We start from the raw sequence: 12,792 nt of genomic DNA on the forward strand, positions 1-12,792 counted from the left end.
CTGAAGGAAAACTCTCATGAAAATCGCCGTTTTGAACTACACCGGCTCGGTCGGTAAAACCGTCGTGGCATCGCACCTGTTGGCCCCGCGTTTGAATCATGCACAGATTTTCGCTATCGAATCGACCAATGAAACAGCGGAAGATCTAGGGCTGGATGTGGACCAGCTTCGCGGGATGCAGTTTGGCAAACTGTTCCGCGGTTTGCTCACGCTGGACGATGCGATCGTGGACGTCGGAGCATCGAACATCGAGGAATTTTTGGCGCACATGTCGCGCTACGACTTGTCCCATGAAGAAATTGACCAATTTGTGTTGCCGGTCGTCCCGACGGGAAAAGCACAACGAGAAACCATCAAGACCGTTGCCGCCTTGAGCGACCTGGGCGTGCCGGCCAATCGAATTCGCGTGCTCTTCAACCGCGTAGAAAGCGATGTGGATGAAGAGTTTCTGGCGCTGCTGACCTACGCCAAGAAGACCGGCGAATTTATCGCCAGCCCCCAAGCCGTCATTTTCGAGAACGAAGTGTTTGAGTTATTGGCCGATAAACGCACCACTATCGCGTCGATACTGGCCGATCAAACTGACTACCGCCAGCTTTTGCGCGAGGCTGATCCCAAGGATCGGAAACACATCTCACACCTGTCAGACATGCACACGTTAAAAGCACTGGCACGCCCTGTAGATCGTCAGCTTGACCGTGCTTTTCAGGCCCTATTCGGCGATGTGCTGCATGCCACCAACGGAGCTTCGCATGAGTGAGGAAAAAACAGCGCGGACAAAGCTGGATCTGTTGTACCAGGAGACTCTGGGTGATGTGGCCGGGCTGATTGAACGTACAGAGCGTACTAACGACAAACTGCGCGAAACCGTCACGGCGCTCGTAGCCGGTATCGAGGCATTTTCCGCTGCCAATAAGCAGTTGCAAGACTTGCCTGAAGATCTGGCCAAAACTTTGGGCGCTGTGCTGGAACAAGCCAGCAAAGAGCTGAGCAGTCAAGTTGTCCACGATGTTAGTAGCAGCCTCTCTCCCATCCGCGCGGAGTTAAAGCTGATCAGTGCGGACACCGCTCGATATGCCAGATTTGCCCATGCCTCGGCACTCAAGATGGCCATCTTGGCTTTGCTGGTTGGGGCCAGTGCCGGGGCAGGTGCCACCGCACTTTTGTTGCGCTTTCTTGCTTCATAAACACGTCTGTATGCCTATGCCTTGGGGCTCAGCCCCAGGGCATAGCTTTTCAAGGATTTTTTATGTCACCGATTACGAGACGACGCTTGTCGGTATTGATGATTGTTGCATTCCCGCTGCTGGCCTGGATAACAGCTGCGAGCTTGGCCAGCGGGGTGGCAGTCAATCATTGGGACGCACGCACCACCTGGCATCTACTGACAGCAACCGTCCAGTACCCCGTCCTCTATATTCCCCCTGCCATTGGATTTGTCTTGTCATTAGTTGCCGTGATTGCGCTAAGCAAAATGTTTAAACGCACGGCCGGATTTGAAGGCGACCGTTTCACACGACATATCCGAGGCACGAAAGTCGTTCCCATTGCCAAGCTGCGTTCACAATGTACGGACCGATTACACCGACAGGTGGACGTGGCCTCTGTACCGATGCCGGTCAAAGTAGAAAACCTTCACACCCTTATTGGAGGGGCTACCGGCAGTGGTAAATCCGTGGTGCTACGCAGAATGGCCAAGTCCGTGAGAAAGCGTGGGGACCGAATGTTTGTGATCGACCCCGATGGCGATTTGCTCAGCAAGTTTTGGAAGCCAGGCGACATCATCCTCAATCCGTACGATGCTCGTTCACCGGGCTGGGCGTTCTTCAATGAAATTCGGGCGGAATATGACTGGAAACGCCTATCCCATTCAATGGTACCGATGAGCCAGGATAAGAGCGCAGAAGAATGGAACGATTACGGACGTTTGTTGTTGCGCGAGACAGCCAAGAAGCTCTACACCGTTACACCTGACAAGGCTCACATCGACGAGCTATTTAGGCTGTGTACGATTGAGGACCCTGCCAAGCTCAAAAGCTACCTGGCAGGCACATTGGCTGAATCGCTGTTTGTAGGCTCATCTGAGGCCAGTAAAGCGCTTTCAAGTGCTCGCTTTGTACTGTCAAACAAGCTATCCGAGCACACCAGCATGAAATCCGGCCCATTCTCGATTCGTGACTGGATTGACGATCCCAACGGTGGAAACGTGTTCATCAACTGGCGTGAAGACATGGTGACTGCAATGAAGCCATTGGTCTCCTCTTGGGCTGATGTGTTCATTACGGCTGTCCTGTCATTGCCTGAAGATGCAAAACGACGCTGGTGGTTGTATATCGACGAGTTGGCCAGCCTGGACGCCCTACCCTCATTGGAGGATGGGCTGACCAAGGGCCGTAAAAAAGGCCTGCGTATCGTCGCTGGCTTGCAAAGCACGTCCCAACTGGACTACATCTACGGCGAGAAGAAGGCTCAAACGATTCGTGCCAGTTTTCGTAACTTGCTGGTGTTGGGTGGGTCTCGCACTGACCATGAAACGGCTGAGGATCTGAGCAAGAGCCTGGGCGAGCATGAGGTAGAGCGCCATAAATACAGCGTCTCTCGCTCCGTCGGTGATCGCAATACCAATGATCAAAATACGCCGGTCACAGAGCGGGTGGTCACCGCTGCGCAGATTCAAGCCTTTGATGACTTAAGCGGCTATGTCGCTTTTGCCGGTAAGTACCCGATTTCACGGTTCAAGTTGCAGTTTGAACCCTTTCCTCAAGTCATTGAGCCGTTCATTGAATCGAGTCAACTCAAACGTATTCCACGTTCAACACAAGACACGGCCGCCGCTTAGTGACGTCCTTCCCTTGTCTTGCCAGTAGGAAACACATCATGATTACCAAAGAGGTTTTACACCGCTCTGCGGCCGCCAAGCATACGCATTACTACGGCGACCAGGCCGATGACTACTACAGCCGTGACGGCCAAGCGGCTATCTGGCAAGGCAAGGGAGCCGAAATGCTTGGCGCATCCGGCATAGTCGATACCCAGCGATTTCATGCAATGTTGCGTGGTGAGTTTGGCCATGGCGTGAATGCGGGCAACAGCATCCGCCACGATTCACAGGCCCGCTCAGGCCTGGATCTGACGATCTCAGCACCTAAAAGTGTTTCATTGCAAGCCTTGATCGGTGGTGATGAGCGCATTATCACGGCCCATGACCGAGCTGCTGAACGCGCTTTAGCCTACGCAGAGCAGCACTTTGCGCAGTCTCGACAAACCATCCGAGGTAAATCACAGGTCGAAAACACAGGCAACCTGATCATCAGTAAGTTTCGCCATGAGACTGCCAGGGCGACGGATGGCTCCCCGCCGGACCCCCAACTTCACACCCATGCCGTCATCATGAACCTGACCCGACGCCAAGATGGCAGTTGGGCCGCGCTGAACAATGATTTATTAGTTCAGTCCCGTCCGCTCCTGGACTCGATTTACATGGCTGAATTGGCCAAAGAGTTAACCGCCATCGGCTACGATCTGCGCTTTGAAAAGAACCACATCGAACTGGCACATATCTCACGTGACCAGATCGAGCACTTTAGTAAACGCAGTGCGCAAATGCACCAGCGACTGGCCGACGCGGGCATGGACGGTCACACTGCTTCTCATGCGCAACGCCAGATGGCCGTTCTGGCCACACGCAAGGCCAAAACCCAGGAGTTCACCCGCGACCAGCTTCAAGCGGACTGGACAACACAAGCCAAGGACATTGGCATCGACTTTCAGAATAGTCTGCACACCTCTAAAGAGCGCGCCAAGGATCTGGAAAGCCTTGCTCGCCACTCACCAGAGCCAGAGGCTCGTCAGCGTATCGCTGATACCGCGATGATTTGGGCCATCAAGCACCTCGCTGAACGCGAAACCGTCATGAGCCAGTCCGCATTGCTCAGCCATGCGCTGCGCCATGGGGAAGGAGCCGTCAGCGCAGAGCAACTACGACAGTCTCTCAGTCGCCTGGTTGCGCGAAACGAGCTGGTGGCCAAGGCTTTTCATTACCGCAGCAGCTCAGACCAGGAGGCCAAACCACGAACACGCCAAGCGTGGGCGCAAGAGTTAGCCCAATTACGAAGCATCCCGATAGAAAAAGCTCTGGAACAAGTCGATCAAGCCATTGGTGTAGGTCGGCTGACACCCACCGAACCACTGTTTGCGACCCAGACGGCATTGCGCAGTGAACGCGATGTCGTATCCATGATGCACGCGGGACGCGACAAGGTTGCCCCAGTGCTAGCACGTGATCAATTGCAGGCAGAGTTAACCGACACCACCCTCACACCTGGCCAGCGCAGTGCCATCGAACTGATGCTATCAGGCCAAGACCAGGTGGTGGGCGTACAAGGATTGGCCGGTACGGGAAAATCATTCGCACTGCAAGAAACCAAAGCGTTGTTAGAGGCACGAGGATATCGCATGATCGCCCTGGCTCCTTACGGTGCACAGGTCGCCAATCTGCGCCAGGACGGCATTGAAGCCAACACGGTTGCCTCAATGACAACGGCCACCGAGACTGAACGCCTGGACAGTAAGCTGGGTAAAAAAACGGTGGTAGTCATTGACGAAGCCGGGGTCATTCCGGTACGCGAAATGCAAAAGTTGCTACATCGGTTGCAGCCCAGCGGCGCTCGCATCGTTTTGCTCGGGGACACTGGCCAGACCAAAGCGGTCGAGGCTGGCCGGGCATTTGCACTGCTGCAAGAACAAGGCATGAAAACTGCTCTTATGGGCGATATTCAGCGCCAGAAAAGCGACACGCTAAAACAAGCGGTCGAACTGGCCGCCGCCGGCAAAGCAAGTGCGTCACTCAAGGTTCTGGAAGATCATGTCGTCCAGATTGACGATCGCATCACAAAATGGGATGACGGCACCCAAATACGTGACAGCAGCCCACGCTATGAGGCGATCGCACGCGAGTACGTCAACCTGTCCGATACCGCGCAAGCCAATACGCTCATTGTCACTGGTACCAATCACTCTCGCCAGGCCTTGAATCAACGAGTACATGAGCTGCGAGGTCTGAATGGCAAAGGACGGCCATATCGCCTACTCACCCGACACGACACCACCCGAGCCGAGCGTCGCTGCGCCAAGTATTACACGGTCGGTGACATCGTCAAGCCCGAGCGTGATTACAAGAACGGGATGAAACGTGGCCAACTGTATGAGGTTGTCGAATGCAACCGCGCCACCGATAGGCTGATCGTTCTACCCCTGCGCCCCGACCCTGGCCAGGAAGCTCAACCCATTGAAGTGATCCCGAAAACAATGAGTACGCTATCGGTCTATCACCAGCACACCGCAGAAGTGTCCGTGGGTGACATGGTTCGGGTCACTCGCAACAATGCCGAGCTCGACCTGGCCAATGGCGAGCGCTACGAAGTACTCGGTATCGCGCAGGACTCGGTGACGATTGCCGCCAATGGCCGAGCCGTCACCTTGTCCGCTGACCAACCCTTGCACCTGGATCATGCCTACGCGACGACCGCCCACAGTGCCCAGGGCTTGACCTGCGATCGCGTGCTCTACAACGCGGAAAGTTTCTCACGCACGACCGCCCAAGACACCTATTACGTGAGTATTTCACGTGAACGGCATGAGGTCACCGTCTTCACGGATAACGCCACCTTGCTCCCCAAGGCAGTCAATCGAAAGGCCTACAAAGGGCTGGCTCATGACTTGCTGACCACCCGCAACAAGGTCAAGCCACATGAATTGGCCCACACCAAACCCGAAAAACAGCATGCCGAGCTAGAGATTTGAGGGGTTTGGCAATTTATTGCCAAGGGTTTGTCAATGGTCCGTCTATTGATAGTCCATGATTTGTCTATTACTTGTCCAGTCAGTGGGTACTAATCGACTAACGATTGTCTATTAACTGGCAATTGGCTGGTTTTTAGTACATGTCTACACGCCAAAACACCACAGTCGTGCCACATAAAAATGGCTTGGTCATTGGCTTTGAGATGCTTTTGTTGCTCTATTTGTTCCACACTGCCTAAAGTAGCCAACCTCTTGAAAGTCCGCATTCATGCGGCTTTCGGCACCCCTGTGGGGGTGCGTCCTGTGTGAGACCTTAAGGGCCACAAAGAGCGCCAGCTCGTTGAGGGACTTTTGGTCTCTTGCCTGGTCCCCAGACCAGGCGGCGTCACTATGATGGGGCCCCGGCACCGCCGGGGAAACTCACTCTCCCACCAACTCCGATTTAGCCGCTGCTATTGAACAGCGCGGCCAGATTGTCACGCCTTTATCACTCTGATGAAGGCTTCACCATGCAGTGCATCAAACTGCGCGTAATAGGAGATTCACGACGATGGAAAAGAAACTGAACAATGGGGATAACGACACCAAACGCAAATCAATAGATGATCGCGAGCGACGGCGGCAAGCTGAAAAGTCACAGGCTGTTGAGCAGCAACGGCGCTCCAGAACCATGGATGGACCCAGATTATTCCGGGATGTGATGGTCAAACTGGGACTTCAGCGACAACCGGCTGAGCGTGAGCACATCAATACGAAGATTTATGAGGCCAGTATGTCATTAGAAAAATTGACGTCAGCCGACCACGCAAGAGAGGAGCAGCGAAATTTTGAGTCTCCCTTACCAGAGCATCAATTTGAGCGTGAAGAGGCGGAGGGGTTTCAAGCCTATGATCGTGGTTATGCAGCAGGCTCGAAGGCTCAAGAGATGACTGTTGCAGAGCTGAAAAATCCAGACGTCCTGGAAGGCTACATCAAAGGGCTGGAAGACCATCGGACGGACCTCTATATCGGCAGAGATATCGAGAATGCCCAAGTACCGCAGTCGGACTTTGAGCGGGTCAATCAACTATTGACACCTGCTTACGCGGGTAGACTGAAAAACATAGAGCCACAAAATTTGGAAGTGAAATCAGACGGCCCTGAACTAGAACGCTAAGCCCATCTTGGCTACTAGAAACAACAAAGGCCACCCTTGGGTGGCCTTTGTCTACTAGCGAGAGTGCGAAATATCGTTCTCAAGCAGCATTCGAACATAACGAGTATAGGGAATGCCTTTACTGGCTGCCTTCGCTTTCACCGCAGATAACAGCGCGGATGGAATACGCATGTTCAATGCAGCTTCCTTCTTGGCGAATTCAAACTTCATTGGCTTGAAGCCGGACAAATCGTATTCCGACAGATCAGCATCCGTCACAAATTTTTCGGCTTCTGCGTCACTACGCAACGATGGTAGAGGCTTAAGTTTTCTGTTCATAATGATCGATCTCCTTCTGGTGCATGAAACGTGCGCTGATGGGTCGCAATTTGGTTTGGCCACCTACCTTGCGAAACATAAACACCAAAAACACATACCGGCCAGCAACAGTTTTTCCAATAGCCCTCATGCGCGGCTCATCAGGAAACGGGTCAGGCATAACAGCAGGGCCACCCAAGAAAACCTGCTCGATTTCCTCGCGAGTAACACCATGCTTGCCGCACTTGGGCCAGTTGCCATCATCCCAGTCAAATCCATCTATTTCCATACAATCAATATACACCAATGTCTACACAAATGCAAAACAAGACCCTGTTTCAGTAGTGTAGCGGTCTTGGCCATCATCGCCTGCCCATTTGCGGGTGCGTAGACGACCTTCCACATAAACGGGTCGGCCTTTTCTCAGGTACTCACCTGCAATTTCAGCCAGACGGTTGTAGAACACCACACGGTGCCATTCCGTTTCCTCGCGGCGCTCACCAGAGCTACGGTCTTTCCACTGCGAAGTCGTGGCGATGGAAATATTGCAGATAGCAGCCCCTTCCGCGCTATAGCGTACTTCGGGGTCACGTCCAAGGTTGCCGACCAAGATCACTTTGTTTACCGATGCCATGATGTTTGCTCCCAAAAAATCGAATCACAAAAAGGTTTACCGCTGACCGGGATCGAAGATTCCGAGCCCGATTTGTAGATCTGTGTTGCGTTCTACATTTCGGCTTGCGGTGTGTGCCGCCGGTCTCGTTAGTTCGCCGCCCGTGCCGTGCCGAACCATGGAAGGACAAACGGAAAGGGACCGTGGAATAAATAGGGAGCGAAGCGAGCGGTTTATGCCGCGAAAGCCCTTGGAGTGCGGGCCTGGAGTGGTACGGTCGGCGTTGTTGGGGCGGCGGACTGACGAGATCGGATTCGCGGTAGCCCAGTAGTGAGAGGACGCAACACAGCCGCGCGGCGAGCGCCTTTTGTGCGTAGCACACCAACTTGGCCGCACAGCGGCCCTGGCAAGCAAAGTGTGCGGCTTGTTTAGCGCACTGATCACAAACAGCGCTGATGAATACTTTACAGCTTGCATTTAAATTCTAAGTTTTCAAGCCAGAAAACCGCAGCAATACCCCGATAACCGATTGATATATAAACACTATATTAGCAACTGAGTTTAGTTATGAAGTATTTAAGAGCTTAAGCACTCTCAGTTTGGGGAAATATCTGAACTCAACTAAAAACTCATAAACAATAATGAGATTGATTATTATTTAGAATGCTGATAAATTAGCTTGCAGGATTTGGCTAATAACAAGGAGATGCGTCATGCAGAACTACCATTTCATGTCAGCAGTTATTCTTTCAATCGCAAATATATCAAGTGCTATTGCTCAAAGCCCGGATCTCACAGCTTCAGAAAAGCTGGTAATAGATAACAATATCTATGAATATGAATCTATTAAAGAAAGCGGCAATGAGAAACGCTATAACACAATAAAAGCGACCACTACTACAGGCACAAACCTGCTAACGCAAAATATCGATGTACCTCCTGGATGCGACTTTGATATACCATCAATACAGAAAATAATATTGCCTAATAAAAATAAAAATCCTAATAATTATTTAATAGCATACTGCGGATCACATTCAGGAAAAAGCAATAAAATGGTTTTATATAAACCAAATTTTGGCATTATAAACACAATTGATTTCCTAAATTCAAAACCAATAATCAAACAAAATGAATTTAATCTTGAACTAATAATATTTAAAGAAATATTCTTAAAAGAAATAGAATCAAAAATAACAATTCCAACTATTTATGAACTGAATGATAACGAAAACCTAATAACAACAGCAGAAACTAGCGATAAGAGCAAGTATAAGAACCTACTTAATGATGATTATTTTTTATCAAATACACAAAAAGCAAAAATAGAAAGAATAATTATTCTAGCTTTATCAGGTGAGACAGAAGAAGCTTGTACACAAGCCAAGGAGATCGGAGTAACTAATTATCTACGAGATAATAGCGAAAAAATCTCAATCAACCTAAATTATTGCGAGTAAATCACTATGGCTAAACTCACTAACGAGCAGCAAAACATAGCTAATCAAATTTATCGATATGGAGTTGAAAATAATTTCACTCACTATCAAATTCAAATAGCTTTAAATGTCGCATTTATTGAATCATCCTTAGGATTACAACTTTCGAAGCCAGATAGTACTGCTTCCGGGCTATATCAATACACCAACGGAACTTGGACTAACTACCATAGTGCGCTAGGTGAAAAAGATAATATTGGAAACCAAATAACGGCCTTCTATAATGATTTATCAACATACAATAACTGGTATAACAATCCAGCAACCAATGGAAATATACCAGAAGATCTAAATTTTGATGAGTATGTTTATATTAAGCATCATGACGGTCGAGGATATACCGATTTTGAAAACGCCCCAGGATTAGAAATCTACAGAAATATTACTAGCCCAGGTGAAATTGATATTGAGTCCCACCAAGAACCCTATCGTGGAAGCCTAGCTGTAAATGCAGAAATTTTCGTAGGCGGTGGGAAAATTGATGAATATGATACGGTAGGATGCATCAAAATAGATTCAGAAGGGACAGTTTATATTGATTATTTCCTTGAGCCATACTTAACAGATGCACAACGGCAAGGAATCGTTGATGCCGATCCTGTGGGTGCTTTTTATATATACTAAACTGAATGCAGCTTATATAACAATGGCGAGTTAGGTTATTTTAATTAATATAAAAAGCGTTGAAATAGAAAATCTATTCTACTCACCATTAGGTATTTGTTTGTATTTCCCAGATAGCTACCCTACTATGAGGGTAGCTTTTCTTGTCATCAGTTTTCGATCTTCATAATTGATGGCAGCCAGTCCGTGCCAGCAAGGGCTTATTCTGCTGCCTCAACCGCCTCTTTTTTCTTTATCCGCATCAACGGTGCGGCTTGCTCGGGCGATGCCCCTTCGGAAACAACTTCCACATAGGCCGCATCGCGGCCCTGGCAAGCAAAGCGCGCAGGCCCAATAGGGCCGAAGGTGTGAAGGATCGTTACCCGAAGGGCTGAAACCCGTAGGGGTTCGGTGGAGCCGCATGCGGCGGAGTAGAGCCTGGCCCGCTTGGCGGGCACACTCATCAAACCAGATCGGTTAGGCTATCGGCCCACCCTTGATGGTAAAAAAAACTATATCATCGTGACGGGCATTGGCTCAGCCAGACCGGCCATTTCATGAAGTTTATCAATGCTGTAATGACAGTCCGTAAAGACGGGAAAGGCAGGAGCATCATGGGCCAACAGCCAAAACGAACGAGTCATGCCATTTCTGAATCGAATGCCTGCACGACGACCCCATTCCAGATAATTCACTTCAGCTAGCGGTACTGGATTTTCAATGCCGTGCTTGAACCCAATGACGGCCTCATGAAACTTATAGTCCGCAGGCATATGGCGACGCAACTTACATGAGTCGTCCAGTCCTGGTCCTGCCTGTAGCCAGCCAATATTGAATTTGATGGCGTCAACGAGGATCACATATCCATCGCCAGTGGTATAGGGACTGCACATATAGACATCCTCGCGCCCAGGCACCTTGATACGCCAAGCGGGATGTCGGCTATGACCCTCGACCAGCTCAGGCAATGAAGGCTGGCCCCGCTGCTTTGATAGCTGGCGCAATCGTTTGATTTCTAGTTTCCACTTTAATGTACTGAACATATCCCTTCCTTACAGTGCCAGGATTTGGCTGTGCTCATTCACAGCGCCGCTTAGCCTTCCATCGTTGCTCACCAATCACTAGAAAACTCTAGCCCCTTATCCATTGACTTACATAAGTTTGACGCTGGCTTTTTGAGCTTTCAAAATACTGGCAGCTTTCTTGTCAAAAGAAACAAAGGTCTTGCCACCAAGCGCAATCCCCATATGCCACAGGACGCCATCAGCAAAATCACCACCGTTATTCATGAACATCAAGCCAGCATCTACCGCTACAGTATCAGCGCGTACATTAGCTGAGCTAATCAAGCCACGAATAGCGGCTTCAATGTCTGTATCTGGTACTTTGTAAGCCCTGCTCAAAACCCAGTACAACTCGCACAGAGCAATAGGGGACACCGCTACTAGGCTTGCATTAAGCAATGCTTTTTGAGCCGCTGCCGCTTGGTTGGGGTCGTCTGCAACGATTGCACGAACTAAAACATTTGTGTCTGCGATAATCTCCATCACTTATCCCCTGCCCAGCCTGCGGCTACCGCTTGATTCATTTCTTCGATACTAACAACCGTTCCAGACGTTTTATCTTTGAGCAAGCCAAAAACACTACTGATAGGCTGTGTTTGCTGTTTAGCCTTAATCCGTAATTCGCCATCAGGCAGCTTTACGACTTCAACTCTTTGGCCTTGCTGAATACCGATATGCTGTAGCAAGTCCCGCTTTAAAGTGATCTGACCTTTGGCTGTAACTGATAAAGTAGTCATGGTTTTCTCCTATAAGACACACCCCTATAGTAATGTAAATCTACATTACCGTCAAGAGAAAACAGGTTTCGTACATACGAAAAAAAACAGCTTAAAGCTGGTTAAGAATTCAGCGGGTGTACTGGCTTATTGGAAAACTCAGGCGCTGCCGTTACTGCTCGTTTTTCCTTTGCTCCTGGTGCTGTCATTTACTACGGGGCAGAGTCGCCACTCTGATCACGCGGCGAACTGGTAGGTTGGGCGGCTTCTACCACGCGCACTGGCTTGTGTCCCCCGGCCGGGCCACCACCTTGTTTTTCACGTTCTTTTATGGCCGACATTGGCCTATAAACTATTGCGACGCCAATCAGTATTGGAAACCAGATAAACGCCATGACCTTCCAATCAATCATGATTGACGCAATAGCGAAACCGCTCAAAGATAAACCGACAAACATCAACCCTTGCCGATCTTTTACAAGCCCCCAAATGAGTGGAATTGACCCTACACCACACAGTATTGTGAATACTAGGGCTGGCCCCGACGGTTCTAAAAACTCACGCCAGCCACCATGATTGAAAAACATATCGAATGGCCCTGTTGCTAAATTCATATCATCACCCAGTGTATTAAGACTGCCAGCGCCAACCATCAAGACGCTAGCAACCTGGATTAACCTTGATAAAAAACTACGGATACGTGTACCACTGCCGGCTTAGGAGAAAAACCAATTGGAGAACACCAGGCCCGCAAGAAGCCCCGTAAACACAACTCCAGCCAACGCAAACGCCTGACCTTCGGTACACTCATCCGCTCTGGAATAGGTAAAAGCAAGCACACTGATGCTCAGAGCGATTCCCACAAAGTACGGGTAGGGGCCAAGCAACGCAATAACCGATACGTACACAGCACCGGCAGGGTCGTCATGCACGAAATCATTAAGCCCAGCAATGCTTAGCAACAGAACCACCAGATTCGCGCTGATGTGTGTTGAGTAATATTTCCACCATTTCTTCGTCGTGCTCATTGCCTTAACTCCAC

14 protein-coding genes and 1 pseudogene are annotated in these 12,792 nt (G+C 50.0%); 7 read left to right on the forward strand and 8 right to left on the reverse strand.

What is annotated here, in order from left to right:
• Positions 1 to 16: 16 nt before the first annotated feature.
• The 5 genes from stbB to KOE80_RS04700 all read left to right on the forward strand — a co-directional run bounded on the left by stbB (position 17) and on the right by KOE80_RS04700 (position 6,958).
• Complete coding sequence (stbB, locus tag KOE80_RS04680) at positions 17 to 760, forward strand: StbB family protein (protein WP_226348500.1); 744 nt, start codon at positions 17 to 19, stop codon at positions 758 to 760.
• Positions 753 to 1,187, forward strand: coding sequence for a hypothetical protein (locus tag KOE80_RS04685; protein ID WP_226348501.1), 435 nt, complete (start codon positions 753 to 755; stop codon positions 1,185 to 1,187). Before stbB ends, KOE80_RS04685 begins: the two co-directional genes overlap by 8 nt.
• 86 nt (positions 1,188 to 1,273) lie before the next feature.
• Positions 1,274 to 2,839 (forward strand): helicase HerA-like domain-containing protein, encoded by a 1,566-nt coding sequence (locus KOE80_RS04690; protein ID WP_226348502.1) that lies wholly within the window; start codon positions 1,274 to 1,276, stop codon positions 2,837 to 2,839.
• A gap of 38 nt (positions 2,840 to 2,877) precedes the next feature.
• On the forward strand, positions 2,878 to 5,802 hold the full coding sequence (gene mobF / locus KOE80_RS04695; RefSeq protein WP_226348503.1) for a MobF family relaxase: 2,925 nt from the start codon (positions 2,878 to 2,880) through the stop codon (positions 5,800 to 5,802).
• Between the two features lie 550 nt (positions 5,803 to 6,352).
• Complete coding sequence (locus tag KOE80_RS04700) at positions 6,353 to 6,958, forward strand: hypothetical protein (protein WP_226348504.1); 606 nt, start codon at positions 6,353 to 6,355, stop codon at positions 6,956 to 6,958.
• Positions 6,959 to 7,012: 54 nt separating this feature from the next.
• On the opposite strand, the gene KOE80_RS04705 is transcribed toward KOE80_RS04700, so the two are convergent.
• The 3 genes and pseudogenes from KOE80_RS04705 to ssb all read right to left on the reverse strand — a co-directional run.
• Positions 7,013 to 7,276, reverse strand: coding sequence for a BrnA antitoxin family protein (locus tag KOE80_RS04705; protein WP_100699570.1), 264 nt, complete (start codon positions 7,274 to 7,276; stop codon positions 7,013 to 7,015).
• Complete coding sequence (locus tag KOE80_RS04710) at positions 7,260 to 7,544, reverse strand: BrnT family toxin (protein WP_100699571.1); 285 nt, start codon at positions 7,542 to 7,544, stop codon at positions 7,260 to 7,262. The genes KOE80_RS04705 and KOE80_RS04710 overlap by 17 nt, the downstream gene beginning before the upstream one ends.
• A gap of 48 nt (positions 7,545 to 7,592) precedes the next feature.
• A pseudogene (ssb, locus tag KOE80_RS04715) lies at positions 7,593 to 7,889 on the reverse strand (single-stranded DNA-binding protein); the annotation flags it as partial.
• A gap of 692 nt (positions 7,890 to 8,581) precedes the next feature.
• Between ssb and KOE80_RS04720 the strand changes: the two are divergent.
• A complete protein-coding gene (locus KOE80_RS04720) occupies positions 8,582 to 9,328 on the forward strand; it encodes a hypothetical protein (protein ID WP_226348505.1) in 747 nt (248 codons plus the stop codon).
• A 6-nt stretch (positions 9,329 to 9,334) separates the two neighbouring features.
• Positions 9,335 to 9,991, forward strand: coding sequence for a hypothetical protein (locus KOE80_RS04725; protein WP_226348506.1), 657 nt, complete (start codon positions 9,335 to 9,337; stop codon positions 9,989 to 9,991).
• A 491-nt stretch (positions 9,992 to 10,482) separates the two neighbouring features.
• On the opposite strand, the gene KOE80_RS04730 is transcribed toward KOE80_RS04725, so the two are convergent.
• The 5 genes from KOE80_RS04730 to KOE80_RS04750 all read right to left on the reverse strand — a co-directional run bounded on the left by KOE80_RS04730 (position 10,483) and on the right by KOE80_RS04750 (position 12,778).
• Positions 10,483 to 11,013 carry a plasmid fertility inhibition factor family protein gene (locus KOE80_RS04730; RefSeq protein ID WP_226348507.1) on the reverse strand — a complete coding sequence of 177 codons (531 nt, stop codon included), beginning with the start codon at positions 11,011 to 11,013 and terminating at the stop codon, positions 10,483 to 10,485.
• 108 nt (positions 11,014 to 11,121) lie between these two features.
• Positions 11,122 to 11,517: a type II toxin-antitoxin system VapC family toxin gene (locus tag KOE80_RS04735; protein ID WP_226348508.1), complete on the reverse strand. Its 396-nt coding sequence runs from the start codon at positions 11,515 to 11,517 to the stop codon at positions 11,122 to 11,124.
• Entirely contained in the window at positions 11,517 to 11,771 is a 255-nt protein-coding gene (locus KOE80_RS04740; RefSeq protein WP_226348509.1) for an AbrB/MazE/SpoVT family DNA-binding domain-containing protein, read from the reverse strand. Before KOE80_RS04740 ends, KOE80_RS04735 begins: the two co-directional genes overlap by 1 nt.
• A 191-nt stretch (positions 11,772 to 11,962) precedes the next feature.
• On the reverse strand, positions 11,963 to 12,364 hold the full coding sequence (locus KOE80_RS04745; protein ID WP_226348510.1) for a hypothetical protein: 402 nt from the start codon (positions 12,362 to 12,364) through the stop codon (positions 11,963 to 11,965).
• A 102-nt stretch (positions 12,365 to 12,466) separates the two neighbouring features.
• Complete coding sequence (locus KOE80_RS04750; protein WP_226348511.1) at positions 12,467 to 12,778, reverse strand: hypothetical protein; 312 nt, start codon at positions 12,776 to 12,778, stop codon at positions 12,467 to 12,469.
• Positions 12,779 to 12,792 lie beyond the last annotated feature (14 nt).

It is taken from the genome of Alcaligenes sp. 13f (assembly GCF_020496585.1).
Classification (GTDB): domain Bacteria; phylum Pseudomonadota; class Gammaproteobacteria; order Burkholderiales; family Burkholderiaceae_B; genus Alcaligenes; species Alcaligenes phenolicus.

Coding starts and splice junctions, on each gene's coding strand:
- KOE80_RS04710 (WP_100699571.1), bottom strand. CDS start 7,544: ATGGAAATAGATGGATTTGACTGGGATGATGGCAACTGGCCCAAGTGC.
- stbB (WP_226348500.1), top strand. CDS start 17: ATGAAAATCGCCGTTTTGAACTACACCGGCTCGGTCGGTAAAACCGTC.
- mobF (WP_226348503.1), top strand. CDS start 2,878: ATGATTACCAAAGAGGTTTTACACCGCTCTGCGGCCGCCAAGCATACG.
- KOE80_RS04750 (WP_226348511.1), bottom strand. CDS start 12,778: ATGAGCACGACGAAGAAATGGTGGAAATATTACTCAACACACATCAGC.
- KOE80_RS04685 (WP_226348501.1), top strand. CDS start 753: ATGAGTGAGGAAAAAACAGCGCGGACAAAGCTGGATCTGTTGTACCAG.
- KOE80_RS04735 (WP_226348508.1), bottom strand. CDS start 11,517: ATGGAGATTATCGCAGACACAAATGTTTTAGTTCGTGCAATCGTTGCA.
- KOE80_RS04720 (WP_226348505.1), top strand. CDS start 8,582: ATGCAGAACTACCATTTCATGTCAGCAGTTATTCTTTCAATCGCAAAT.
- KOE80_RS04730 (WP_226348507.1), bottom strand. CDS start 11,013: ATGTTCAGTACATTAAAGTGGAAACTAGAAATCAAACGATTGCGCCAG.
- KOE80_RS04725 (WP_226348506.1), top strand. CDS start 9,335: ATGGCTAAACTCACTAACGAGCAGCAAAACATAGCTAATCAAATTTAT.
- KOE80_RS04705 (WP_100699570.1), bottom strand. CDS start 7,276: ATGAACAGAAAACTTAAGCCTCTACCATCGTTGCGTAGTGACGCAGAA.
- KOE80_RS04740 (WP_226348509.1), bottom strand. CDS start 11,771: ATGACTACTTTATCAGTTACAGCCAAAGGTCAGATCACTTTAAAGCGG.
- KOE80_RS04745 (WP_226348510.1), bottom strand. CDS start 12,364: ATGAATTTAGCAACAGGGCCATTCGATATGTTTTTCAATCATGGTGGC.
- KOE80_RS04700 (WP_226348504.1), top strand. CDS start 6,353: ATGGAAAAGAAACTGAACAATGGGGATAACGACACCAAACGCAAATCA.